24 protein-coding genes are annotated in these 25541 nt (G+C 37.4%); 9 read left to right on the top strand and 15 right to left on the bottom strand.

Annotated elements, in window-relative coordinates:
• Nucleotides 1-273: 273 nt before the first annotated feature.
• The 4 genes from alr to acpS all read right to left on the bottom strand — a co-directional run bounded on the left by alr (nt 274) and on the right by acpS (nt 5011).
• The gene (alr, locus tag BUB45_RS17995; protein ID WP_073013071.1) at nt 274-1395 is read right to left on the bottom strand and encodes an alanine racemase; all 1122 of its coding nucleotides are present in this window, start codon (nt 1393-1395) and stop codon (nt 274-276) included.
• Nucleotides 1396-1815: 420 nt separating this feature from the next.
• Nucleotides 1816-2826, bottom strand: coding sequence for a LolA family protein (locus BUB45_RS17990; RefSeq protein WP_073013069.1), 1011 nt, complete (start codon nt 2824-2826; stop codon nt 1816-1818).
• A gap of 171 nt (nt 2827-2997) precedes the next feature.
• On the bottom strand, nt 2998-4518 hold the full coding sequence (locus BUB45_RS17985) for a bifunctional ADP-dependent NAD(P)H-hydrate dehydratase/NAD(P)H-hydrate epimerase (RefSeq protein ID WP_073013060.1): 1521 nt from the start codon (nt 4516-4518) through the stop codon (nt 2998-3000).
• A gap of 130 nt (nt 4519-4648) precedes the next feature.
• Nucleotides 4649-5011 (bottom strand): holo-ACP synthase, encoded by a 363-nt coding sequence (gene acpS, locus BUB45_RS17980; protein ID WP_073013058.1) that lies wholly within the window; start codon nt 5009-5011, stop codon nt 4649-4651.
• Nucleotides 5012-5266: 255 nt separating this feature from the next.
• Between acpS and BUB45_RS17975 the strand changes: the two genes are divergently transcribed.
• Nucleotides 5267-6037, top strand: a complete 771-nt coding sequence (locus BUB45_RS17975) for a rhomboid family intramembrane serine protease (RefSeq protein WP_073013057.1) — start codon at nt 5267-5269, stop codon at nt 6035-6037.
• A 143-nt stretch (nt 6038-6180) separates the two neighbouring features.
• Nucleotides 6181-7080, top strand: a complete 900-nt coding sequence (gene bla / locus BUB45_RS17970; protein ID WP_073013055.1) for a class A beta-lactamase — start codon at nt 6181-6183, stop codon at nt 7078-7080.
• 126 nt (nt 7081-7206) lie between these two features.
• On the opposite strand, the gene BUB45_RS17965 is transcribed toward bla, so the two are convergent.
• From BUB45_RS17965 to cshA, 3 genes are all read right to left on the bottom strand, one after another.
• Nucleotides 7207-8676, bottom strand: coding sequence for a PH domain-containing protein (locus BUB45_RS17965; RefSeq protein WP_073013053.1), 1470 nt, complete (start codon nt 8674-8676; stop codon nt 7207-7209).
• Nucleotides 8669-9148, bottom strand: coding sequence for a PH domain-containing protein (locus tag BUB45_RS17960; RefSeq protein ID WP_073013052.1), 480 nt, complete (start codon nt 9146-9148; stop codon nt 8669-8671). The genes BUB45_RS17965 and BUB45_RS17960 overlap by 8 nt, the downstream gene beginning before the upstream one ends.
• Nucleotides 9149-9427: 279 nt before the next feature.
• Nucleotides 9428-10891, bottom strand: a complete 1464-nt coding sequence (cshA, locus tag BUB45_RS17955) for a degradosome RNA helicase CshA (protein WP_073013050.1) — start codon at nt 10889-10891, stop codon at nt 9428-9430.
• A gap of 499 nt (nt 10892-11390) precedes the next feature.
• Between cshA and BUB45_RS17950 the strand changes: the two genes are divergently transcribed.
• Together BUB45_RS17950 and BUB45_RS17945 are read left to right on the top strand one after the other, a co-directional pair.
• Nucleotides 11391-12308: a DMT family transporter gene (locus tag BUB45_RS17950; RefSeq protein ID WP_073013048.1), complete on the top strand. Its 918-nt coding sequence runs from the start codon at nt 11391-11393 to the stop codon at nt 12306-12308.
• Between the two features lie 116 nt (nt 12309-12424).
• Complete coding sequence (locus tag BUB45_RS17945) at nt 12425-13279, top strand: DegV family protein (RefSeq protein ID WP_073013046.1); 855 nt, start codon at nt 12425-12427, stop codon at nt 13277-13279.
• A 206-nt stretch (nt 13280-13485) separates the two neighbouring features.
• Here the strand turns inward: BUB45_RS17945 and BUB45_RS17940 are convergent, their stop codons facing one another.
• From BUB45_RS17940 to BUB45_RS17910, 7 genes are all read right to left on the bottom strand, one after another.
• Nucleotides 13486-14196 (bottom strand): alpha/beta hydrolase, encoded by a 711-nt coding sequence (locus BUB45_RS17940; protein WP_073013044.1) that lies wholly within the window; start codon nt 14194-14196, stop codon nt 13486-13488.
• A 327-nt stretch (nt 14197-14523) separates the two neighbouring features.
• Nucleotides 14524-15036 carry a hypothetical protein gene (locus BUB45_RS17935; protein ID WP_073013042.1) on the bottom strand — a complete coding sequence of 171 codons (513 nt, stop codon included), beginning with the start codon at nt 15034-15036 and terminating at the stop codon, nt 14524-14526.
• A 47-nt stretch (nt 15037-15083) separates the two neighbouring features.
• Nucleotides 15084-15401 carry a glutaredoxin family protein gene (locus tag BUB45_RS17930; protein WP_073013040.1) on the bottom strand — a complete coding sequence of 106 codons (318 nt, stop codon included), beginning with the start codon at nt 15399-15401 and terminating at the stop codon, nt 15084-15086.
• A 136-nt stretch (nt 15402-15537) separates the two neighbouring features.
• On the bottom strand, nt 15538-15996 hold the full coding sequence (locus tag BUB45_RS17925; protein ID WP_073013038.1) for a MarR family winged helix-turn-helix transcriptional regulator: 459 nt from the start codon (nt 15994-15996) through the stop codon (nt 15538-15540).
• A gap of 15 nt (nt 15997-16011) precedes the next feature.
• A complete protein-coding gene (locus BUB45_RS17920) occupies nt 16012-17412 on the bottom strand; it encodes a hypothetical protein (RefSeq protein WP_073013036.1) in 1401 nt (466 codons plus the stop codon).
• A complete protein-coding gene (locus BUB45_RS17915) occupies nt 17409-18104 on the bottom strand; it encodes an ABC transporter ATP-binding protein (protein WP_073013035.1) in 696 nt (231 codons plus the stop codon). Before BUB45_RS17915 ends, BUB45_RS17920 begins: the two co-directional genes overlap by 4 nt.
• Before the next feature lie 174 nt (nt 18105-18278).
• A complete protein-coding gene (locus BUB45_RS17910; RefSeq protein WP_073013033.1) occupies nt 18279-19172 on the bottom strand; it encodes a diacylglycerol/lipid kinase family protein in 894 nt (297 codons plus the stop codon).
• A gap of 529 nt (nt 19173-19701) precedes the next feature.
• On the opposite strand from BUB45_RS17910, the gene BUB45_RS17905 reads away from it, so the two are divergent.
• From BUB45_RS17905 to BUB45_RS17885, 5 genes are all read left to right on the top strand, one after another.
• Entirely contained in the window at nt 19702-20655 is a 954-nt protein-coding gene (locus tag BUB45_RS17905; protein ID WP_073013032.1) for a phosphate/phosphite/phosphonate ABC transporter substrate-binding protein, read from the top strand.
• 137 nt (nt 20656-20792) lie between these two features.
• Nucleotides 20793-21569, top strand: coding sequence for a phosphonate ABC transporter ATP-binding protein (gene phnC, locus BUB45_RS17900; protein ID WP_073013031.1), 777 nt, complete (start codon nt 20793-20795; stop codon nt 21567-21569).
• A gap of 20 nt (nt 21570-21589) precedes the next feature.
• Nucleotides 21590-22381 (top strand): phosphonate ABC transporter, permease protein PhnE, encoded by a 792-nt coding sequence (gene phnE, locus BUB45_RS17895; RefSeq protein WP_073013095.1) that lies wholly within the window; start codon nt 21590-21592, stop codon nt 22379-22381.
• Nucleotides 22381-23181, top strand: a complete 801-nt coding sequence (phnE, locus tag BUB45_RS17890) for a phosphonate ABC transporter, permease protein PhnE (protein ID WP_073013029.1) — start codon at nt 22381-22383, stop codon at nt 23179-23181. Before phnE (BUB45_RS17895) ends, phnE (BUB45_RS17890) begins: the two co-directional genes overlap by 1 nt.
• Nucleotides 23182-23579: 398 nt before the next feature.
• Nucleotides 23580-25160: a bifunctional metallophosphatase/5'-nucleotidase gene (locus BUB45_RS17885; RefSeq protein ID WP_073013028.1), complete on the top strand. Its 1581-nt coding sequence runs from the start codon at nt 23580-23582 to the stop codon at nt 25158-25160.
• A gap of 58 nt (nt 25161-25218) precedes the next feature.
• Here BUB45_RS17885 and BUB45_RS20280 read toward each other — a convergent pair whose 3' ends face one another.
• Nucleotides 25219-25368, bottom strand: coding sequence for a hypothetical protein (locus BUB45_RS20280; protein WP_176087306.1), 150 nt, complete (start codon nt 25366-25368; stop codon nt 25219-25221).
• Between the last annotated feature and the right edge of the window lie 173 nt (nt 25369-25541).

Raw genomic sequence — 25541 nt, 5'->3', positions numbered from 1 at the left:
CCATTATTTAGAAAAACTTGGCTTCTCGCCAATTCTTATGGTGGAAGAGCGCCATCGTTTTGCTTATACTATATACACTATGATAACTTTACACTCTCCTAGTAGTATAAGAAAAACGAGCTTTATCGCCAAAACTCTATAGCGAAAACTGTAATTTCTTTAGCCAATAAATTCTCCTACATCGTTAAAACAGATAATAACTTCAACAAATTTCGTTTCGTTTACTTTTTATGATTCTTGTATGTTGTATTAGCTCCGTATTCCATTACATATTCATTGTTTTTTATAAATACGAGGAATACGACCATTCAATATACAAGGAATCTCATAATTAATGGTCTCAGCATAATTAGACACTTCATCCATGGAAATACAAGCATTATTTTGACAACCAATCAGCGTCACCTTCGTCCCTATTGGATACGCTTGATCTAATTTGATCATCGTTTGGTCCATACAAATTCTCCCAACAATAGGCATTCGCTTTCCATCTACAAGAACGGAAAAACCTTGCATCTTTCTTAGCCAACCGTCTCCATATCCAATAGGAAGCGTACCAATCCACTCTTCTGCTTCTGCCTGATACGTACACCCATAGCTAACACAGTCGCCTGGGTTTATTTTTTTGACATGAACAAGCCTACTATGCAAAGAAAAAGCTTGTTTTAATTCTATCTCCCCCTTTGCTTTTATTTCTTGTGAAGGATATAACCCATACATGGAAATTCCAAAACGAACAAAATCATACATGGCTTCTGGAAGTCGTATAGCACTAGCACTGTTACCAATGTGAACGTTAAGTTTCTCCATTCGTAGCTCTTTCAGTTGCGAAAGGGTATTTTTGAAGCGCATTCGTTGCTCATCAAAATACGTTGACTCTCGTTCATCCGCTGTAGAAAAGTGTGTAAACACCCCAGTTAAATATATGCTGTTATTTTCATTTAATGCTTGTGAAATGTCTTTCAATTCTTGCTCTGTTCTTATTCCTATTCGCCCCATTCCCGTATCCACTTTTAAATGCAAATGCAGAGGTGGAGAGAAAGTATAGCCTTTTATTTGTTCTAACCACTCCTGTTGAAAAACGGTTAGTGTAACCCCATACCTTGCTGCAACGATTGCTGATTCAGGTGGAACCCAACCTAACACGAGAATCGGTGCTTTTATTGATGCTTCACGTAACTTGATCGCTTCTTCTAATAGTGCTACAGCTAAATAATCTGCCCCTGCTTGCAACGCTTGCCTAGCAATTTGTACGCTTCCATGTCCATACCCATTCGCTTTTACTACGGCCATTACTTTTGTTTCTTTTGGTAGCTTTTTCTGTATTTGCTTTATATTATATGCAATTGCATCCAATTCTATTTCTATCCATGTATTTCGATGTATGTCCAAAATAAATACTCCCTTTCTTGCAAATAGCTTGGTTAAGGATTCATATATCTATTATTTCTTGTTAACAAAGCACTGTCAATGCTAGTCACTCTGTTGTATGCATTAAGTTATTCCATGCATAGTTATAACCTCTATATTTCCAGCACACTATTTATCATTTTATGTAGCAATTGTTTTGCACTATTAGGAACAGATAAGATTTTTATTGGTTTATAGTATCAAAAACGTACAAGTGAAATGTAGATAGTGACGCTGTGGAAAAACACTACGCTAGCTTCACAGTGCGCTATATTTGCACTTGAAAATAGAACGGCTACTACGCTACCGCTTGCTAATCTGCTTTATTCTAACACGTTTTTCAAACAAAAAACCTAACAGAAAAAAGCAGACCCCCAATGATAGAGTCTGCTTGTAACCTCTGGGTCACTTCACTTCTTTGCTTTGGACAGATTTCGCAACTTCAATGAGTTCCTCCTTTGTTAACTCTTCACTAGCCAACATAAAATCAACGCCATTATGCGTCCACTCCATCGTATTATCCGACATAGCTCCAACCGTAAAACCTAAATTTACAATCTCTCCGTCTGCTTCCTTCGGGTTAGCCATGGTTGTTTGCGCATTTGCTTTTTCTTGTACCAAGGTAAAATTCTTTTCCCCTTCAAAGGTTAAGATGACCCGTTCTCCTGTTTTAGTAGATACTTCTTTCTTTTCCGTTAGTTCCGCTCCTGCCATGTAAGATGGATAAAACACCGTTAATGCTTCTTCTTCATTTACAGCGGTTGTTTCTTTTGCTTCTTCTCCACCCATATTCTTCTTCATAGAAAAATCATCTTCTTGGAAGCTTGCCTTACTATCAAAGTTGGAAAAGCTCACTTCAACTAATGCATTTTTGTCTTTATCCAACACCTTTACTTGTACAGGTTGCAACGATTTTTTATCTAAATAAATTTCTTGATACGGTAAATTGTTATTGCTCTGATAATTTGTTTTTGTCTTAAACACGTAATGGGCATCAGTGATTTCAAATTCCGCTTCCTTATCTTTTTCAATATCCTGAACCAAAGATTGATATAAATAAGGCTGGCTGCTATTTTGTGGCCATTCGGACTGAAATTTAAAACTCTTATTTAAAGCTGGGGTGAGTACAAAAACCCCATCTTCATTTTTTAAAATGATTTGATTGCCCTTTTCATCAGACTTGTTGGATAATCCGACACGATACATATCTTCTTTTTTGTGCCAAATATCAATTTGAAACGTTTGCTGTTCCTTACCTGTATTCATATTCATTTCCGCTTTTGCTTTATACCCGTCCATCTTCTCAGCCTTTTCTTGCAAATCGGCTACAACATCTTCTTGGGATTTTTCACCACAAGCAGCTAATACGATTATGAGGCCGGCAAACAAGAGCACCCCAATAATTTTCATCTTCATGTACATATCTCCCTTGTCTCAGTTAATTCAAGCAAACTTAGCTAGTGACAAGCCTTTAGACGTAGACGACTGCCTCGTTGTACTTATACGTAGGACAGGAAAAGAGTTCCGTTTTCTACCTTCCGACCATCTCTTTTGTCCTTTTCTAACGTAAAACAAAGGGAACCCTTATCAACCACTACTTAAAATCGCACGATATACACGTGTTATTCCATTGATTACATCACTAGCAAGCAAATCATGTTCAGAATGCTGATCTTGGACAAGTAAATCGGCTGACATACCATGAATGAAACAAGCATTGCATAAAGCATCTAACAAACTTTGCTTTTGCATCACCATTGCTAACATGATCCCTGTTAACACATCGCCACTACCGCCTTTGCTAAGGCCTGCATTACCTGTTGGGTTTAGCCTTTGCACACCATCTGGAGCGGTAATAATGGTATATCTTCCTTTTAAAACAACATACACACTATATGTTTGCGCAAAATCTTTGGCATATTGAAATGGCTTTTGTAATACTTCACGAATTGTGACCCCCAATAGCATAGCCATTTCTCCAGGGTGTGGGGTAATAACGGTTGAATAAGCTCTGGCATTTAGATCAGGCAATAAATGTGACAAATGGTAAAGTCCGTCCCCATCAATAATAATAGGGCAAGTAGCTGTATTCATAACATGGGCGACAAAATCCTGTGTTATTTTTTTCCTCCCTAATCCCATACCGATTGCTGCGGCATCATATATGGCAAATGAGACTTTTGAATGATTATTAAGATAGCCATCTGTATCCATTAAAGGTATATACATAGCTTCCACACTGTTTCCAGCAATCATTTGAATCACAGGTGAAGAACTAGCACCCGTTATTAAACCTGCTCCTGATTTTAATGCGGCTTGTACTGACATCGATAAGGCACCTGGCATTTCCTTACACCCACCAATAATCAGACCTTTTCCATGATTGCCTTTGTGGTCAAATAATTCGCGCTTTGGTAACGTCTTTTCCACATTGTCTAGCTGCCACACTGTTTTGTTTGTAAGTCTATGGAACATAAACGTCGGCAGGCCGATAGAGACAACGTCCCATTCTCCGTAGAACGAAGCAGTATTTGGGAGAAAGGCGCTTTGCTTCGGAGCGCCAATGATAACCGTGTAATCAGCTTGTACAGCGTTAATAGAATCCTCGCCTTCATCCGCAGGGACGCCAGAAGGAATATCTACAGAAATGACATAGGCTTCCTGTTCATTAATAAGAGATATAAGGGTAGCAAACGGTTCACGCACCTCCCCATTCATCCCAATACCAATCATGGCATCAATAAGAACATCTGCCTCTTTCAACATTTGGATAGATTTCCCACTGTAGAGAGTAACTTTTCCTCCACACTTTTCATAAATCACCTTATGATCATACGCATCACCAGTTATTTTTTCATTTGCAACTACTTGTAATACTTCTACTTGATATCCATGATCAAGTAACGTACGTGCAATGACAAAACCGTCCCCACCATTATTACCTGCACCCGCCAAGATACCAATTTGTTCATTTCGTGAAGTTTGCTCCATTACTTTAAAAGCAACAGCTCGTCCGGCATTTTCCATCAGCAATTTTCCTTCTAAACCAAATTCCTGCATAGCTAAGCGATCCATATCGTACATTTCTTTCGCGGTGACAATAAACAATTTTGTTCCCTCCTACCCGCACTAAAATATATGAGACAAACCTTGTGATTATGCATGTGTTACATGTGACGTGCGATAAATTTTTAAGATAAACAACAACGTTTCAACTTTTACGTGATGCTTAGGACTATTAAAATCGTGCTTCCAAAATAACTTGTGCTACGGCATAACGCTCTGCATGAGAGATCGATAGAAATATGTTTTCTTCTTCATATCCTGCTACATGTAATACAGGAGCTCCAGCTTCCGTTTGGCTTACTTCCATATCTTGAAAAGCGAGTTTACCAATACCAGTACCTGCCGCTTTAGCAAATGCCTCCTTTGCTGCAAATCTTCCAGCAACGTATTCTACCTTCCGTTTTTCATTCGTTAATTGTCTGTAACTTTCTCTTTCTTGAGACGTTAAAATCCGCTCCACAAAGCGAACGTTGTTCTCTAAGCTCTGTCGAATGCGCTCCAATTCAATAATATCTATTCCAATTCCTTTAATCATCGCCTTCTCCTCGTATCGTATATTTTTCGTCCATGATCGTTGATTTGTTTTCCTGCTTTAACATATGCTTAATATGATTATAGCGGCGTACCATCGTACAATAACTATTCATTTGTCATTTTTATTCGACTTTTTAAATAGCATTTAGTAGGATAAAATTAATTATAAGGACGTATGGTACAATTTAAAAGGAAGCACTACTTGTATCATACACCCTATCACACATTTTCAAAAACTATTCCACGGAGGAATCTAATGTTTATAAGACATGAAAGAAGCATAAAAGAATTTATACAATCGTACCCCATCGTTTCCACCCTTGTAATCATTCACTTAGCTTTATGGCTCGTAATTAATTTCTTACAATTACCATTTGGCATTTGGCTGTATCAATTAGGTGAAGGGAGTAATTATGGTATTGAGCAAGGGGAATATTGGAGGCTTATCACGCCAATATTTCTTCATGCCGATTTAATGCATGCCTTGTTTAATTCCTTCTCCCTTGTGCTATTTGGACCTGCTTTAGAGCAAATGCTTGGGAGGACAAAATTTATTATTGGCTACCTTTTTGCAGGTATCTTTGGGAACCTTGGAACGTATTTAGTCGAAGATTTATTTTACTTCCATATAGGAGCTTCAGGGGCAATTTTTGGCTTGTTTGGGATATATATATTTATGGTTCTGTTTCGCAAACATCTCATCGATCAGATAAGCTCTCAAATCGTAACAACGATTTTCGTTATTGGTTTGATTATGACCTTCTTCAATCCAGGCATCAATGTTTCAGGGCATATTTTCGGATTCCTTGGTGGGGTTATTATTGCACCGATTGTTTTAGCGGGGGCAAATAGTTATAATCCATGGGCAGCCGTGGCAAGACGTAACCGTTACAGAAATGTTGATGATATTCAGTTTGACCCTAATCGTTGGAATAAAAAGCGCCTTCCGCGGTCTTTCACGAAAAATATTGGTTGGATTATTTTCGGCGTTCTCGTGTTACTTGGCTTATTAAGTCGTTTATTCTAATTGCATGGTCCCCCTTCAAACATAAGAAAATAAATTTTTATATAATGTGGTTTTAGTTTATTATTGGTAATCCAATTCATTGATACACCTTCCTTGCACTAAAATTAGGCATGGAAACATAAAAAATGGAAAGGTTTTGAGAAATGCTAAAGTACATGAAAATATTCAGCGTTGTACTGATTACTTTTTTGGCACTTGTTGGCTGTGAAGAAAAAGAAGAGCAATCCTCTAGTAATAAGTCGACTGGAGAAACGGAAACAATGAATGACGAGAGTGAATTTCGCCTATTAGAAAAAGCATATAATGCAAAACTAGGGATATATGCGGTAGATACTAGTAATGGTAAAACTGTGTCGTATCAAGCTGAAGATCGATTCGCTTATGCTTCTACTCATAAAGCACTAGCTGTAGGCGTGCTATTGCAAAAATTAACTTTAAAACAATTAAAAGAAACGGTATTAATTAAAGAAGGAGATTTGGTGAATTATAATCCCATTACTGAAAACCATGTAAATAAACATATGTCATGGAAAGAACTTGGTGATGCTTCTATAAGATATAGTGATAATACTGCTGCTAATCACATCTTAAATCGAATAGGTGGTCCAAATGGGTTTAAAAAAGCACTTCGAGACATTGGAGATGATGTGACAAACCCGGAAAGAAGGGAACCAGAATTAAATCTGGTAAATCCAGGAGAAATAAAGGACACGAGTACACCAAAGGCGCTCGCCACAAGCCTGAAAGCTTTCACAATGGGAAATGTACTACCGAAAGAAAAACAAGATTTATTAGTGGATTGGCTGAAACGCAATACAACTGGGGATCATTTAATCCGAGCAGGAACCCCTAGAGGGTGGGAAGTTGGCGATAAATCAGGGGCCGCACCCTATGGGGTTCGTAATGACATAGCTATTATTTGGCCCCCAAATAAAGCACCTATCATACTAGCTATCCTGTCTAGCAAAGAGGGGAAAAATGCTGAAGCAGATGATAAGCTTATTGCCGAAGCAACTAAAAAAGTAATCAGCATGATGAAATAATTTTATAAACGTGAAGTTAGCTAAACAAAATGGCGCTTATTTGGTTATGAATTTAGTATTGTCTTGACATGCATTTCATTTTCTACACGTCATACAATTACGCGCCAGTATTTTTTCCTAAAACATTCACTTTTCCTTTTCATTCTTGCTATAATCCATGTCTTCTACACGCTTTCTGTGCGAATACCAATTTGCTAGTTTATCCGCATCAGCTTCTGCCAATTCTTTTAAAAAATAATGCGCCCCGACACTATTCGTACCAAGTATTGAAACACATAGTGTAGCTAAACCCTGTTTTCGATGAAGGGCGTGTTGTTTTTTTTCTATAGATTGAATGCGTCGATGAAAAATAATCATCGTTGTTTTGCTTATTCGCCGATATTGAAGTAACATCCTCTTTTTTTCTAGTTGGAATCCAGTATCTCGAAAACTAAGATAACCTAACATAAAGGCTAAAAGTAATACAATTGCTACAGCCCACATAAATCCAGGAAAGAATATATACACTGGAACACTAATTAAACAAACCGGAAGAAGGGTTCGGAGTAGATAGTAAGATAAGCCTCTTTTTGGAATCGCATGCCAAGCTCCATCTACGTGAGCATGCGTTGGCAAGATTGTTTTTAGAAATTCTTCTACTTCGGATTCTTTTAACATTGGGAATAAAACGGAAGAAAACTCATCACCTTCCTCTACACTACCAGCAGCTACTTCTGCAAAAACTTTTGCATAGCCAAGTGGTTGCCGAATAATACTTTCCTCTATACCGATAGCTTGTATACGATTTAACGGAATAGTTGTTTGCTTTTTTTCAAGTAGCCCCCTCGTTATAAATAACTCTTTTTCATGTCTTTCGATTCGAAAATTCCAGAACTTAATCATTGTACCTGCAATACCTACTAACCATAAAAATAGTAAAATAACAATAATAACAATGATTAACAATGCAAAACTCAATCCTACTACCCACTCTACCGTATTATCATAAAAATCATCCGGAATAAATTGTTCCATTTCTGAAGCGGCAAAAGCAAACAAACCTGCTAATACTCCGATACTTCCAGATGTACTACCTGCCAAGAACAATCGTTTATTAGATATTTGAAAAAAAGGTACAGTCGGTGTTTTCATTGTTTCTTCTGTCTTTTCTAAGTCGACATCGTTTGTTTGGTAACCTTTCAATTCTGTTCGTAGATCTTCTGCTTCCGATAACTTGATAGCTGTCAATGTACCTTCAGCACCAGAACCAGCTGTTTCAATTTGCACCTTTGCTAATTTAAAAACCCGATGCAAAACATTTGCGGATATATCAATTGACTGAATACGTCCTTTGGAAATGTACCTTTTTTTACGAATGAATATTCCTGATTCAATCCGTAGTTCGTCATTCGTAACTTCATAAGTAAAACGCCACCATGAGAGCGTACTAAAAATGGTAAACACTAACGCAAGCGCTATAAGACCTATAATAACAAAAAAGAAATGCTCTTTAGGAATAGCAATGATAGCTGCAATAAATGGTAAAATCGTATCTCTTAGTGATCGAATAACATGAAATAAGATAAATGCTGGATGCATTCGTTTTGGCTTAGACATCTTCTTCATCCACCCTTGCAAGCTCAGAAATACGATCACGCAACAAAGAAGCATCCTCTTCATTCAATGCAGGGATTTCATGTGTCGTTGCTGCCGTAGAGATCGTTACAGTTGCCAGATCATATCGCTTTAGAATTGGACCCTGCTGTGTATCTACATGCTGTACACGCACCATTGGTACAAGCGTCCTTGACATAATTAAAATACCGTATTGAATATAGATTTCCTGTTCAAATAATTCATAGCGCCATCGTCTCCAACGAAGCTTTGGTAATATAAAAATAAACACATACGCTAAAATGATTGTCACAACTATAGCTACCAAGCTATACCAAACTGGCCATTCAAAAATAATACTAACAACCAAAGCTGCCATCGCCAATAAACAAAGTATACCATTATAAATAGCTGCTGTTATCCGCCATACTTTTATTGCGTCTTTCTCTATTTGTTGTTTTGGGGGTTGTCGCATTTCATTTCTCCTTTCCTTTCTTTACATTTATTTTAAAGAACTACTCTACTTAGTAGAAACTTTCATCCATTCATACGTTTGTTAGGAGGAAATAGTTTCTTAAGATACCACTTTTTCTTACATTAGGCATTTTATTTTTATAATAAATTGGTGTTTTCTTATACGATAACCTTAAAATTTATACCACTATAGCGCAAAAGCCGAACAATTAAATGACAATTGTTCGGCTGCTTTTGCTAGATCGTATTCGCTTTGTTTATGTTCAAGCTTCTTTTATCCTTACTTATCACGGTTTCTACGTTTTTGAAAATTACCTTTTCGATTACGACTACCTTGTCCACCACGATTATTTTGTCCACGTTTACCCTGGAATCGTTTATTATTGGAACGGCGATTGTCATTCTGGTGATTTGCTTTCTTCACACTTATTGGCGCAACAGAAGAAATCTTCACCGGCGTATCCTTTCGCTCTTTTGTCATTAACTTAAGCGCTGCAGCAATGACAGAGACAGCGTCCTGATCTTCCAATAATTGATTGGCTGCTTGATGATAATCGTTTAGATCTTTTGTTTCAATCGTTTCAACAATTTTGCTTATCGTAACTTGCTGTTGTCCTTTTCGTGCATCATGATTCGTTGGCGGTGTAAGACGCTTCATTTTACTCTTTGTTACTTTTTCAATTAATTTCAAATGTGCCATTTCCCTTGGCGTAATGAAAGAGATAGCTTCGCCTGTTCGACCAGCACGCCCTGTTCGACCAATACGATGCACATAGCTTTCTGGATCCTGAGGGATGTCAAAATTATAAACATGCGTAACACCTGAAATATCAAGTCCTCTTGCGGCTACATCGGTTGCAACAAGCACATCTACGCGACCATTTTTAAATTTATTTAATACGGACATCCTTTTTCCTTGTGTTAAATCACCATGGATACCTTCAGCACGGTAACCTCTAGCTTGCAAGCCTTCCGTTATTTCATCTACACGCTTTTTCGTGCGGCTAAAGACAATGGCTAAATCGGGAGAATGAATGTCCAAATGGTTATTTAACGTATCGAATTTATATCTTTCAGGTACTTCAATGAAATACTGATCAATATTTTCGACTGTCATTTCTTTTGATTTTACTTTAATTTCTTTTGGACTTTTCATCAAATTCGTCGCAATATCGCGAATTTCCTTAGGCATTGTTGCGGAAAATAACAATGTCTGTCTTTCCTCTGGAATTGCTTTAAGAATCTCACGAATATCGTCGATAAAGCCCATATTTAACATTTCATCGGCTTCATCTAAAACCGTTGTGTGAATATGTTCCGTCCGAATTGTTTTGCGACGCATATGATCCAATAGTCTACCAGGGGTTGCAACTACAATTTGTGGGCCATCTTTAAGAGAACGAATTTGTCTCTCCATTTGTTGCCCACCATAAACGGCGAAAGCACGAACTTTTTTAACCTTGCCAAGACGATTTAATTCTTCGGCTACCTGAATCGCTAATTCTCTCGTTGGAGCAACAACGAGACCTTGTATTTTACGTGCTCTTGCATCTAATTTTTCAATCATAGGAATACCAAAAGCAGCTGTTTTTCCTGTACCTGTTTGCGCTTGTCCAATTACATCATTGCCTTCTAAAGCTAATGGGATAGTCTCTGCTTGAATCGGCGTTGCTTCTTCAAATCCCATTCTTTCTAATGCTTTCATAATCGGGCTAGACACACCCAGCTCTTTAAATGTTGTCACCTATTCCTCTACTCCTTTAATGTTAAGATTTTATTGTAAGAGGCCTTGGTCGCTTCTATATACTTTAGTCCTGTTCAGATCTTAATCACAGATTAAACAATGTTCATATAATGTAGAATGCACAAAGAGTTGCGTATACGTAAAACATTGTTCTTCCGTTTCAAACGCCTGAACGCAAGGTAACATTTTGCCTACAATTATACTTCACTGTTCCATTCACATTTTTTATAGATTGCTTAAAAGCAACGAAAAACATAAATTGTTCCTCTGGTTATGAAACGCCATTCTTTTTATACAAAATGCGTTTTTATACTACCTAAAGTACAAAAAGGCTTCACCAGATTGGTAAGAGGCCTCACGTGAACTCATGCAAAGAATATCATAACATATTTTTATCAAGGATACTAATTTGATAAATGATTTTTTGTAAATACCATGATAGAATATATGAGATATACAGTATAACGTAAATAAACAAAATGAAGCAAGGAGGGTTAGAATGCGACTTCCTCCATTTAACCCATATATCGCTGTAGGAATTGGTGTATTATCTGTTTCTACTTCAGCAGTATTCGTTAAATTAGCCGATCAAGCGCCTGCTGCTATGATAGCAAATTATCGTCTATTGATTGCAGTACTTCTTATGGCTCCGATCATATTGGCAAAATATCGCCATGAAATAAAGCATATTGGGCGTAAAGATTGGCTTTTATCCGCTCTTGCCGGGGTGTTTTTAGCCTTTCATTTTATATTATGGTTCGAATCTTTGAACTACACATCTGTAGCTAGTTCTGTTGTTTTAGTAACGCTCCAACCTATTTTTGCTTTCTTGGGAACGTATATTTTTTTTAAAGAGCGTTTTTCTTACGGAGCAATTATCAGTATGCTAATCGCTCTAATTGGTAGTATTATTATTAGCTGGGGTGATTTCCAAATAAGTGGAATGGCGCTGTTTGGTGATATATTGGCATTATTAGGAGCGATCACTGTAACAGGATATTTTTTACTTGGACAGCGTGTACGCAGAAATCTTTCTTTAATGACCTATACATTTGTTGTGTATGGTGTAAGTTCTATTACTTTGATTATTTATAACTTATTAGTTGGAAACGCATTTACGGGTTACCCAATGGATCATTGGTGGATTTTTATCGCTCTAGCGATTATACCAACCTTTTTTGGACATACGTTATTTAATTGGGCATTAAAATGGCTAAGCACCTCTACGATCTCGATGGGCATTGTCTTTGAGCCAATAGGCGCTTCCATTTTAGCATATATTATTTTAGACGAAAAAGTTACCGCTTCCCAACTATTAGGGGGAACCATTGTCCTATTTGGATTATTTTTATTTATATTGAGCACGAACAGAAAAACAACTTTAACTATCTCTAAAAAGAAGCAACAAGATGATTAAAAAAACTTGACTTATCGTCTTTGAAACGGATGCTCTTGTTATTTAATCGTAAATATAGAATGCAATATTTTCTTATAGTGTAAGAACAACACAGAAAAGGAGAAGGATGAAACCTTATGAACATTCAATTAATGACTGATGGTGGAGCGGATATACCTGAGCGTTTATTAACCAAGACAAACATAATTCAAGTGCCACTCTATTTACATTTTAGTGATGGACAATATAAAAGCGGAGTAGATTTAGACATTCCATCCTTTTATCGAAAAATGGCTGAAACCAATGAATTACCTAGATCTTCAGCACCAAGCCCACATGATTTTTACACAGCATACAAACAAATTGCACAAGATGTCCCTATTCTCATGCTTAGTTTGACGAAAGGGTTAAGCAGCACCTATGAGAACGCAGTAGCTGGCATGAAATTATTACTTGATGAAGAACCTGAACGCAAGATTGCCGTTATTAACACAAAAACTGCTTCTTGCGGAATCGCTTTGTTGCTTCATGAAGCAATCACCAAAATAGAAGCAGGTTATTCCTTTGAACCGTTAGTAGAACATCTGGAAGAACGAGCAGAACAAACTGCTACTTTATTTGTATTAAAAACGTTGGAAAACCTTATTCAAGGCGGACGTCTTGATAAAGTAAAAGGGAAGATTGCAAAAACCTTAAATATTAAACTGCTGATGCGTGCAAGTGAAGACGGAGCTATTGAAGTGACCGAGAAAGTGAGAGGGGACAAAAAGTCCATACGCCGATTTATCGATCAAATTGGGGAATATACTAAAAATGTGGAGGATAAAGTGATTTCCTTATCGCATTGTAATGCAGAAGGACGTGCGAAGAAAGTGCTAAATGAAATAAGAGAGGCTTATCCATTTAAAGATGCACTCATTATGGAAACAGGTCCATTAATATCCACTTATGGTGGAGAAGGTGCTCTCGTTATTTCTTTTTTCAAGCATTAGGGAACAAAGCATAAGAACCCACTACTCTTTGGTCGGCTATCACCTTATCTTTATGGTGATAGCCCTGTTTATACTATAGGATCTGTTTGTCCCATTACACTGACTCCCTTTTATATTATAGGATTTCGTCATCCCTTACGTGGAATAAAAATCCCCAATTCCTATTAATAAGAAAATGGATACACACTTGATTACAAAGCCTTTATCTAGTAAATAAATGTAGGTGATCTTGATGACTGCAGAAAGGCATGTACGATTTTGTTTAATGTATCTTTGTCATCTCCTAAACAGATTAAGTGCTTAGAACGCTCGAAAAACACCACTTCCTTTTGCTCCGATGTAATTTCTTTATTTAAGTAATAGGCTGTTTTATATGGTACCATTCCGTCTTGCTGCCCTTGAGCAATTAATACTGGCGATTTTATTTTATTTAAGTACCTTCTAGTAAACCGAACTAATCTTAAAAATTCGATATTAGCGCGAAATGGTACTGTCCCTAGTTTTCTTTTATAGTGCAGAAACAGTTTGTTTTCTCTTAATTTCCCTGTCACAGCATCTGTAAGAAAACCACCTATGTCTTTTCCAATCTGCTTTAATGACAAATATTTCCCAGAAGTAGCTAGAAGCACTAGCTTCTCAATTTGATACTTCGCTGCTAAGTAAGCTGCAATCATCCCTCCCATGGAAAAACCGATGAGATAAACGGTATCATATCTTTTTTGTAGTTGCAGCAGTGCTTGTTCTGCAGCTTCAAGCCATTCGTCATGAGATACATGCTGTAAGTTCAAGTTTCGACCATGTCCTGGTAACGTAGGGACAGCAATATGCCAATCGGTTTGTTTTGTTAAATAATCTGCAAGTGGTTCTACTTCATAAGGACCTCCAGTGTATCCGTGAATAATTAAACAGGCTACCATCTTTACGTTTTCTCCTTTCTGTTCTATTCTTTGTTTCCCCTTTTCTTACCGAAAACATGCTTGATGATTATTGGAAATTTTTAAAGGAACAAAGGCGCAAGCACCCGTTTAGCAACGTAGCGAGTGGAACGAATCAACTGAGATAAAGGAATCACGGTGAGGTACGAACCGATGATGACTTATCGTAGGGCGATTTCGTGAAGTCGCCTAGTTGCTGGGCGCTTAAGCCGGACGTGGTTAAATAACTTAGTAAGTTTATCCACAGCTGCTAAATTTTATAATTTCCTAGACGAATAAAAAAGCCGATGAGGTTGACCACCAGCTCTTTCATCTAAAGGTTTTGATAAGTGATCCAAATTGCTTAACGATAGGAGAGACTTGATGATACGTATTAGCCAACTGACCTACTGTTGATAACATTTTATCCAAATCAAAAGATTGCCCAGGAGCAGTTGGTTGTTGTGTTTGTAGCATATTCGCCTCTTGCTCCATATTTTGTGAACTTTGCATATCCATTTGTTGCATACTCTGTAGCGAAGGTTGCCCGTTTAAACCTTGGTGCATACCTTGTGGCGAAGGTTGCCCATTTAAACTTTCGTGCATACCTTGTGGTGCAGGTTGCCCATTCCATCCTTGGTACATATGTTGTTGGGAAGTTTGAAAATTACTTTCTGGCCAGCTCATTGGCTGTTGAGGTTTAGCAAAGTATTCGTAGGGAGACTGGTATGGTGAAGACATATACGGTTGAGAATGGATGGACGCTCCCATATTCGCTGTATCAAAAGGAGCAGGACGTTCATCATACATTTGTCTATAATTAAAATAAGGCCGATAATACATAAGAATCCACACCCTCTACACCTTTTTTTACAGCGTATGCTATTTCACTAAAATCTGTGATCGTTGTTTTTTTCTTCTATATACCCATCAAACAAAGAACTATAATGCGTTATTTCTTTATTTATGATACCTAAAGAATACTTTAATTTATTTTTTTGAAATCCTAAAATTGGTTCTTCTTTACCGTCGATAAATATTGCGGGGGTACCAAATACTCCAAAACTCTGTAATTCTTTCATATTCGATGGGTTTTCATTTACATTTTTCGTTTGATACATGATCGTCCATTCTTGTAAGAATTCTATTACTTCTTCACATGCTTTACAGTTCGTACTAATATATACAATTACATTAGGTTTTTTCATTGTAAAAACCCCTTCTTAGAACCATTTATCTTATACACTCATCTATTCCCTACTACAAATAATTACAAACGAAAATATGCCAAACGCATGACATAAATATTACTGAACGTCATGCTTTTGACATATTTCATCTCTTTTATTTCACCTTATTTGCAGTACCGAGCTTACGTAACAAGTCAATAGCCAGTTGCTTCTCTGTCTCATCTAGTCCACTTGTAATTTCTTCAATTCTTGCCCAATGACCGGGAAAAATTTCCTCCATTAACCTTTCTCCTTTTTCCGTAATGGCAGCAAATGTGACACGTCGGTCATTTTCATTTGGTATTCGTACGATATAACGCCTATTTTCTAATTTATTGACAACATACGTAATACTTCCACTTGTTAATAATATTTTTTCCCCTATCGCTTTCAAAGTATGTGGTCCTTTATGATAAAGCAGCTCCATTACTGCAAAATCGGTTAAATTTAAACCTCTTTGGTGAATATCATCCTCTACTTGTTCCATTAAACTTCGATATGCTTTTGATAATACAACCAATAATTTAAGCGAGCTATTGTTCTGTTTTTCTTTTAAAGCATTACTGTTCGTCAAATTATCCTCCCCTTGTCATGAAAAGATGGGCTTGCTGCTTCTTTTATAAAGCAGAAACAAAAGCACAAGTGAACTTATCGTCAGAAAAGAATAAATTCCACTTAAACTTAAACATACCATAGCGACTGTCCCTATCGTTTCTTCTACTTGTAAAACAGATTTTTTCCTGGTCAGTGAATGTGCCATTTTCATTAGCTTTACTTCTTTCACACAACGATACGTCGTCCAAAACAGCAAAATATGCAGAGGGGTCCACCAACTAAGGTGCATAAAATAAAAAAATAATACGGGAATAAATAAGAGCATAGCGCCTAATCGCATCCATTGCGAAAAATAATTTGCATAATTTTTCGTGGACCATGGTAATACTTCAATGACATCATTGCTAAATCGATCTGCATAAAAACTAACTGCAATTGAAATATAAACATACAACATGACTGCAATACCAATATAGAACAACCATATTGGCACGAAAAAGAGAACCGCAATAAGTACAAATAATGTTCCTAAGGCACGAAAAATGATCGCTTGTTGTTTTATGAAATATATTTTCCATAGCCGATTATAAATCTGCCCCTCCGTAGTAAATGGCAACTTGTTCTTGCTACTATTTTGAAACAAAGTATATCGTTTCGGTCGTTTAAATTTCGTCTTGGAAGCAAAAGCTAATAACGGCATACGCCAAATAGTATAATCATTAATTTCCGTTACTTTCGACCAATTAATATGTGAAAATACATGCGGCAATAAGAATAAATTCACCAATACAATGCAACTAATGAGCAGGGAAGCAATTAATTTTGGCTCTAGCAATGGATTTAAAAGACTCGCTATACCTACCAATACAACAGCTAATAAAAACAGCATCATTTTTTTAGCAAAGTGCTGCTGAAATAATTTCCATTGTGGAATAGCCATGATAATATCAAACATGACGAAAGTTGCCACAAACGTAAGAATGAATGATAGGCTAAGTGGCGTTAATAGTAGAGCAACACCCGCTATTAAGCTATATATAAGTAGCCTCTTTAGCCATCTTTCTAGCAACGTTAAAAACCAAATATTCCCTCTTGGATATGGTAATAAAGCTAATTGATATTCTGCACTGGAATATAGAACTCCTGGTTCTCGGAATGCATGAAACATTGAACGAACTGGTAAAACAATAGTCAATACCCATATGACATCTTCCGCCTGCTGCTCTAAAAAAATAAAATAGTCCTTATACATAGCCGTAGTATCGCTAAAGATAAACATACTTGCAAACGTATAGGCAAGTAATAAAACAAGATATACCGTCGTTGTCTTATCAAAAAGTAATTGGGACGCTTGCTTGTTTAACTTTCGCTTTTTCTTAAAGCGGTGAACTCTTATGAAAAAGAAGCTTTTTAATAGGGATGGTTGACGTATCATTCATCCATTCTCCTATCAATCGTAACAAATTGATCAATTGGTCCTTGGCTATGTATTTTACCCTGTTGCAACATAATATAATTATCCGCCATTCCTTTCATGCGGTCTAATTGGTGTGTTGTAACAAGAATTGTCGTTCCTTTTGCCACCTTCTCTTTCATTAGCTGCTCAAAATAATCAATTGCATAAATATCTAAACCCATAAAAGGTTCATCAATAAGTAACAACGGTGTATCAGGAAGTAGCGCACAAATGGTTTGCACCTTCTGTCTCATTCCTTTAGACAATGACTCAGGATATTCGTTTAGTTTATCGGATAATTCAAATCCTTTTACCATTTCTTCTATTCGTTGGTTCATTTCATTTTTAGCCAGTTCATAACTCATGCCGTAAAGTTGAAAGTGTTGCATCACAGTTAATTCCGTCAACAACATCGGTTCCTCCGGCAAATAAGCAAGTAATAGCTTACATGTTAAAAAATCTTCATCTTGATGGTACGTTTCATTAAATATAATTTTCCCTTGGCTTTTAGAAAGCATCCCGACAATAGCTTTTAAAAGCGTTGATTTACCTGCCCCATTATGACCTACAAGCGCTGTGATCGTCCCTTCCTCTAATGTAAATGACGCATGATCAATCAGCAAATTCTGATCTATTTCTACCGAAAGTTCAACAACCTCTAACGTTTTCAACGGAAATCCTCCCTTTACAGCATTGCCTTACATCATTGTACGAAATTGGTGCGAAAAAAGATTCAAAAAGCTTCATTTTTCATTACAAGCAACATCCCCTAGAAGTTAGTATTCACTTCTAACTCCTAGGGGAACGGGTTCAAAACGTTATACTTTTGTTCTTATAACGAGCAGTCATTTTGCTCGTATCATTTGTAAATGTTTTGGAATAATTTCCACTTCTGACGGTGTAGTAGCTATGATTTCCCCATCCATATCGATTTCTTTCTTGTTTTCAGTAGTTACTTGCAAATAAGTCGTTTGCACATACATCATTTCATTCAATTCCTTTAATTTTTTGCTCGGATCGTTCATAGCCAATAAATCACGAAAAAAAGCAAGATTGGAATTTTTCACAATGAGTACATCTAGTTTTCCATCGTCAGGTTGTAAACTTGAAATTGGGACTTCTTGCGTACCCAAAAACCTTCCGTTTAAAGCAACAATCATGACAGCTTCCCCTACGAAATTCTGCTCATCTGTAGTTATTTGATAGGAAAAACTTTCTGCTTGCGAAAGGCTTTTTAATGTGCTCATAAAATAACTAAGTACACCGAAGTTTTTCTTTTGATTAGGATCAATATTTTGCGATGTTTCAGCAATTAAGCCAATCCCCCAAAAATTAAGAAAATATCTGTCATCAGCCTTTCCTACATCGATCTCCACAACCTCTCCGTCCACAATGGCGGAGGCAGCTTCCCCTAATCGTTGTGGCATACGAAGTACACGACTAAAATCATTACACGTCCCCCCAGGCAATATACCAATAATAGGGCGCTTCTTTAGAGGAGAGATAGCGTTAATACATGTATGTACTGTGCCATCTCCTCCTAAAACAAGCAATATCTCTACTTGGTCAGCATACCGTACGCACGCCTGTCTCACATCTTCAATAGAATCTGTCTGTAACAAATGCAACTGTTTAATTGCTAAAGATAAATTTGCAACGATTTGTGTTAACTTTTTTCTCATGTCTTCTTCATCTGCATTTCCATTATATAAAAGTAACGCCGTTTCATATTTTCTCATGAAGCAACTTCCCTCCACGGATTCTTTATTAACCCATCTTGCTATGTTTTATAAGGTGACTCATTATGCTCACTTTTCAAGATAGCAGATAGTTCTACTTAGTAAATTCACTGATCTAAAAACTACAACGCCCAACTTGTTTTTACTAGCTATTCCCCTAAGCTCGCATAAAAAAACATAAAGTGGATGTCTTTCATTCCCACTCATTGTGAGCATCCGAGGGTATGGCCTTAAAGCTGCCTACGAAAATGGAAATTTAGATGCTACTATCTCTCATTTAAAATTATCCAGTTCCTATCTCACATTATTAGCATTTTTGAATTGTAAGTCTTACAACGCCTTATCTCTGGGATAAACCGTTGACAATAAGGAAGAAATTTACTCCCATTTCCTATGCGCAAATAAACTTAGCCATCTATATTAATTTCTTGTAAAGAAAATAAAATACATCTAGAAATTTTTTCATAAATAGTATTTAATAAAGGTGTAAGCATTTTTAATGCAGTAGATAAATTTTAGGAGGGTCAAAATGAAAAAGTGGTATAGTTTATTTATCGTCCTTGCCTTAGCGTTCGTACTTGCTGCCTGTGGCGGGTCAGATGATTCAGATGGAGAAGATAACGCAAGCGGAGAAAGCAACGATAATGCGAAAGAAGAAAAAGGAGAAACACCAGATAAACTAGTTATGGGATTTGTTCCTTCTCAAGATTCTGATACAATTGCAGATACAGTAAAGCCTCTAGCTGATCGTTTAGGGGAAGAATTAGGAATTGATGTTGAAGGGAAAGTAATGACCAACTATAACGCCCTTGTAGAAGCAATGGGGTCTAACCAAGTACAGATTGGCTTTATTCCTGCTTTCGGTTACGTACTTGCTAATGAGCAATACGATGTAAATGTTATTCTTAAATCTGTTCGTCATGGTTCTGGTACATACAAAGCACAATACGTCGTACGAGCAGATTCTGACATTGAGTCTTTAGCAGACTTAGAAGGTAAAGTATGGACATATGCAGATAAAGGCTCTACTTCTGGTTACCTTTTCCCAGCATACCAAATGATGCAAGAATTTGACTATGCGTCTGGAACAGAATTAGAAAGTGATTTCTTCGGTAACACGATTGCTGCTGGAGCACACGATAATGCAGCTATCTCTGTTTACGAAGGAGATGCTGATGTAGCTACTACATTTGACGATGTTCGCACGGAATTAGAAGAAGAATACCCTGATGTCATGGATAAATTAAAAGTCATCGAATATACGGACGAAATCCCAAATGACACCATCTCTGTAACGAAAGAATTAGACGAAGAATTAGTGACAAAAATTAAAGAAGCATTCCTATCTTTCAATGAAGATGAAGAAATGATTAAAATCATGGATGAAGTATACAATTGGGATGCGATTGACGAAGCTTCCGACGAAGAATACGAGATCGTTAAAGAAACATATCAAAAATTCAAAGATGATATCGAGCTATAAGTTTATTTGATCCTCTGAAGAATATAGCAGTATGCTCAAAATCATGCTAATTACATTATGTGGAAAAAAGGGAGATGGAAACTCTCCCTTTTTTTCCAGTTTTAAAACAATCTTTCTATGATAGGGGCTATACATAAATGATAGAATTTAAAGACGTTGGGCTTGTGTACCCAAATGGAACCGTGGGTTTAAAGAATATTAATGCGACCATTAAAGACGGAGAATTTGTCGTCATCGTAGGCCTATCTGGTGCTGGAAAGTCAACATTCATTCGCAGTATAAATCGTCTCGTCACACCTACTAGTGGCGTTTTATCGATAGACAATGAAAATATATTAGGTTATAAAGGTAGCGACCTAAGAAAGCTGCGCACTAAAATCGGCATGATTTTTCAAAATTATAACCTCGTAAAACGAACTAACGTTCTCAAGAATGTTCTAGCTGGGCGCTTAGGTCATACTGGAACGTTAAGATCCATTTTAAACTTATATCAAAAAGAGGATATAAGCTTAGCATATGAAAGTTTGCAACGTGTTAATATTGGCGAAAAAATTTATAATCGCGCAGACGAATTAAGTGGTGGACAACAACAACGAGTAAGTATTGCACGTGTACTTACACAACAGCCAAAGTATATTTTAGCGGACGAGCCTGTTGCTTCTTTAGACCCGCCCACTTCCCATCAAGTCATGACATATTTAAAGAAAATCAATAAAGAAGATAAGATTACAACGATTGTAAACCTCCACTTTATCGATATGGCCATGGAGTATGCCGATCGAATTATTGGTATGCGTGCTGGCGAAATCGTTTTTGACGGACCTGCATCGGAAGTTACGGAAAAAACATTTGAAGAGATTTATGGACGTTCGATACGTGAGGATGACTTACGTGGGGGGGCGAACAAATCGTGACCAAACAATCAAGACAAGAGATGACAGAGAAAACACCTTCCATTTATCCTGTGAAAACAAAACTACAAATTACGATCATCTTTTTTATCGTCATTGGTTTTTATTTGTTTAGTATGTTTTGGACGCAACGGGAAATGGTCGGTGGTTTCGGCAATGCCCTAGGCAATATGTACGTCGTTATTGAAAAGTTTTTTCCACCTAATCTAGAAGTTATTCCAAAGGTTTGGGGAGAAATGGCGCAAACCATCCAAATGGCAATTATAGCTACCACATTAGCAGCAATCCTGACTGTACCTTTAGCACTTTTGTCTGCCCAAAATATAACGACTTTTAAACCATTATATCTCATTACAAGAACATTTTTAAATATTCTGCGCACGATCCCAGACTTAGTGCTAGCCGTTATTTTTGTTGGTTTATTCGGTGTCGGCCTGTTACCAGGAATTTTAGCATTATTTATCTTTTCTTTAGGCATACTAGCTAAATTGATTAGTGAAACGATCGAATCTGTTGATATGAATCCACTAGAAGCCATGCGTGCTTCAGGCGGGAATGTTTTTCAAGTTATTTATTTTGGGCTTGTTCCACAAGTTTTACCACAATTCACTTCCTTCGTACTCTATGTATTCGAAATTAACATCCGCGCTTCTGTCGTTTTAGGATTAGTAGGTGCAGGAGGAATTGGCTTAGTACTGGATCAACAACTCGGTTTTTATAATTATCCGAATGCCATGGCGATTATTATTTTAATTTTTATTGTCGTTATTGTCATTGAATTTATTAGCAATAAACTAAGGGAGGCTTTGATCTAATGGCTTCGTATTCTTTACCTCCTAAACAACCAAAATCAACCTTTAAAATAGTAAGACGAATCGTTATTTTCTTAGCTATCGTAGCGCTATATGTCTGGACTTTTCTTGGTATCGATATCGATTGGGGAAGAGCTTTTGAGCGGATGGTAAATAACTTCTCACGGGTTATCCCAAAACTGTTTCAACCTGATTGGTCTGCAACAAGCGAAGTGGCTGCAAAAATATGGGAGACCATATTGATTGCTTTTGCCGGCTCCTTGATGGCCGCAGTTTTAGCTATTCCATTAGGATTTTTAGCAGCTCAAAATATGACCAGAAGTAAAATCTTAACTGCTATTGGCAAATGGATATTGTCAGCCGTGCGTGCATTTCCTGATATTATTCTGGCAATATTGTTCGTTGTAGCGGTCGGCCCTAACGCTTTTGCTGGTGTATTAGCTATTGCAATTGGTTCAACAGGTATGCTCGGTAAGCTTTACTCTGAAGTAATTGAATCCATTGATATGCAAGTCATTGAAGCAATGGAGGCAAATGGGGCAAATAAAATTCAAATTTTATTTTACGGAGTTATACCACAAATTGTTCCGGAATTTTTATCCTATGCCATTTATCGATTCGAAGTCGATATTAGAGCTTCATCCATTTTAGGTATTGTTGGAGCTGGAGGTATCGGAACAATGATTATATTTGCTTCCAGCAACAGAAATTGGAATGAAATGGGATTAATTTTACTAGCCATTATTATCGTTGTTACGGTGATTGACTTTCTTTCCGCGCGAATTCGTCGGAAAATAGTATAGTTATTTCTATACAGTCCCACAGATTCCTTGTGGGGCTATTTCCATAGGTACATGAACTAAGGCGCAAGCGCCCGGTTAGCAACGTAGCGACTGGAACGAATCAACGAAAGTTGTAGGAATCATGATCCCGCAACAGGAGTATGCCGGCGCCCTCCGGCAAGCCCGTCTTTAGTCGGCCTTCCTATTTAGGACGAACCGATGGTGACTTATCGTAGGGCGATTTCATGAAATCGCCTAGTTGGCTGGGCGTTGGAGCCAGACATGGCTTATTCGGTTATTTTGTATACATAAGCCCCTGATTTTATACTTGCTTATCTTGTTAGAAAAACTATCTTTTTTCTTATACGATAAACCCAAAAATTTTATCCCTATAAGTTACATGGAAAGGATGCTTCCCTTTGAACAATACGTCTGTCAACGTAAGCCTTATTTATACAAGTGATATTCACGGCCACATTATGCCGATTAATTATGGCACAAATGAAGAATCTGCAAATGGACTAGCAAGATATGCAACTGCAGTTAAACAAATTCGTAGTACGCATGATAACGTCATCGTCCTTGATAATGGAGACCTTATTCAAGGCACTCCTTTAATGACGCATTATGTGAAAGAACACCCTCATGAAGTAAACCCGATCATTCAGGCCATGAACAAAATTAACATTAACGCTTCTGTGATTGGTAATCATGAATTTAATTTTGGTCAATCTATCTTACAAGCTGCAATGAAGCAATCCGATTTTCCTTGGCTCGCTGCAAATGTGTTAGATGAAGAAACAAACGAGCCAAAATACGGGCCTCCATATATAATAAAGACGCTAAAGGACGGAATTAAAGTTGCCATTTTAGGGGTTACAACGCATTACATACCAAATTGGGAATCTCCAGAACATATTGCTGGCATTCACTTTAGAGATGCATATGAGACAGTAAAAACATGGGTCCCTTCTATCCATAAAAAGGAGCAGCCTGATTTACTCGTTGTTTCTTACCATGGCGGATTTGAACGTGATATCCATACAGGAGAGGCTACAGAAACGCTAACTGGAGAAAATCAGGGCTATGCCATATGTCAATTGAAGGGGATTGATGTTCTGTTAACAGGCCATCAACATCGCCAGCTTACAGACACCGTTCATGATGTATTAGTTATTCAGCCTGGAAATAACGCCTCTCTCTATGGTAAAGTGGATATTCAATTTACAAAATCTGCTGCAAGATGGCAAATTATTGATAAGAAAGCAAGCTTGCATAATTTAGCTCAAACCCCTCCTGATCAAGAGATTGTCCATTTAACGAAAGAAATAGAAGCCTCCACCCAACAATGGCTTGATCTGCCTGTTGGCTATATTAAAGGGGATATGACCATTGATGATCCATTACGTGCTCGAACTCGTAAACATCCGTTTATTGAATTTATTCAAAAAGTACAAATGGAAGTAAGTGGTGTAGATATTTCTGTAACCGCCTTGTTAAATAATAACTCAAAAGGTTTTAATCAAACCGTTACCATGCGTAATATTGTCGCCAATTATATGTATCCGAATACGTTAGTCGTTTTGGAATTACAGGGTGCGGATATTCGAGCCGCATTGGAAAAAAGTGCTGCTTATTTCACGCTGAATGAAAATGGTGCCATTGTGGTGAATCCTGCTTTTGAAAAACCAAAACCGCAGCATTATAACTATGATATGTGGGAGGGGATTACTTACACAATAAATGTAGCCAAACCTATTGGAAATAGAGTGGAGGAATTATGCTATCACGGTAAGCCCATTACCGAAAAAGAGAACTATCATGTCGTATTAAATAACTACAGAGCAAGTGGTGGCGGTGATTACTCCATGTTTAAAAATAAACCTGTAGTGAAAGAAATTCAAAAAGATACCGTTGAATTGATTCAAGCGTATTTTGAGAAACACCCCACGGTCAAGGCAACTGTAACAGATAATTTCAAGGTAATAGCCGAAGCTTAGACACTTTCAGGTAAATTTTTTCCTATGACGCTACTCATTGTGTGGCGTTCTGTGTGAACTACTCACCACTTAGCTTCGCTTGAAGTGGGAGCTTCTCATTTCCACGACGAAAGCAACCTTTCGTCTCCATGAGCGTTACTTCGGGAAGTTCCTGCCCTAGATGTCCGACGAATCGGAGTTTCTTTCGTACCTTGGATATTTTACGCATGGAAGGATTCGCTTGGTTTTCGCATTATTAGTTTCTCCATGCAACCTCATATATCCAGTTTTCAAAGAACACTTCATGCTCTTATGGTAACATGCGTTCGGTCAATTAGCACGTCTAAAGACGTACTTGACCGAAAGCCAATTCATCTCCACCTTACCGCTGGGATTTCACCC

The organism is Virgibacillus chiguensis, from assembly GCF_900129865.1.
GTDB classification, from domain to species: Bacteria; Bacillota; Bacilli; order Bacillales; family Amphibacillaceae; genus Virgibacillus; species Virgibacillus chiguensis.
Note: the sequence above shows the minus strand (reverse complement) of the source record. Positions and strands in the feature narration are given on the sequence as shown.

Coding starts and splice junctions, on each gene's coding strand:
- BUB45_RS17990 (WP_073013069.1), bottom strand. CDS start 2,826: ATGAAGATGAAAATTATTGGGGTGCTCTTGTTTGCCGGCCTCATAATC.
- acpS (WP_073013058.1), bottom strand. CDS start 5,011: ATGATTAAAGGAATTGGAATAGATATTATTGAATTGGAGCGCATTCGA.
- BUB45_RS17975 (WP_073013057.1), top strand. CDS start 5,267: ATGTTTATAAGACATGAAAGAAGCATAAAAGAATTTATACAATCGTAC.
- bla (WP_073013055.1), top strand. CDS start 6,181: ATGCTAAAGTACATGAAAATATTCAGCGTTGTACTGATTACTTTTTTG.
- BUB45_RS17965 (WP_073013053.1), bottom strand. CDS start 8,676: ATGTCTAAGCCAAAACGAATGCATCCAGCATTTATCTTATTTCATGTT.
- BUB45_RS17960 (WP_073013052.1), bottom strand. CDS start 9,148: ATGCGACAACCCCCAAAACAACAAATAGAGAAAGACGCAATAAAAGTA.
- BUB45_RS17950 (WP_073013048.1), top strand. CDS start 11,391: ATGCGACTTCCTCCATTTAACCCATATATCGCTGTAGGAATTGGTGTA.
- BUB45_RS17945 (WP_073013046.1), top strand. CDS start 12,425: ATGAACATTCAATTAATGACTGATGGTGGAGCGGATATACCTGAGCGT.
- BUB45_RS17940 (WP_073013044.1), bottom strand. CDS start 14,196: ATGGTAGCCTGTTTAATTATTCACGGATACACTGGAGGTCCTTATGAA.
- BUB45_RS17935 (WP_073013042.1), bottom strand. CDS start 15,036: ATGTATTATCGGCCTTATTTTAATTATAGACAAATGTATGATGAACGT.
- BUB45_RS17930 (WP_073013040.1), bottom strand. CDS start 15,401: ATGAAAAAACCTAATGTAATTGTATATATTAGTACGAACTGTAAAGCA.
- BUB45_RS17920 (WP_073013036.1), bottom strand. CDS start 17,412: ATGATACGTCAACCATCCCTATTAAAAAGCTTCTTTTTCATAAGAGTT.
- BUB45_RS17910 (WP_073013033.1), bottom strand. CDS start 19,172: ATGAGAAAATATGAAACGGCGTTACTTTTATATAATGGAAATGCAGAT.
- BUB45_RS17905 (WP_073013032.1), top strand. CDS start 19,702: ATGAAAAAGTGGTATAGTTTATTTATCGTCCTTGCCTTAGCGTTCGTA.
- phnC (WP_073013031.1), top strand. CDS start 20,793: ATGATAGAATTTAAAGACGTTGGGCTTGTGTACCCAAATGGAACCGTG.
- phnE (WP_073013095.1), top strand. CDS start 21,590: ATGACAGAGAAAACACCTTCCATTTATCCTGTGAAAACAAAACTACAA.
- phnE (WP_073013029.1), top strand. CDS start 22,381: ATGGCTTCGTATTCTTTACCTCCTAAACAACCAAAATCAACCTTTAAA.
- BUB45_RS20280 (WP_176087306.1), bottom strand. CDS start 25,368: ATGCGTAAAATATCCAAGGTACGAAAGAAACTCCGATTCGTCGGACAT.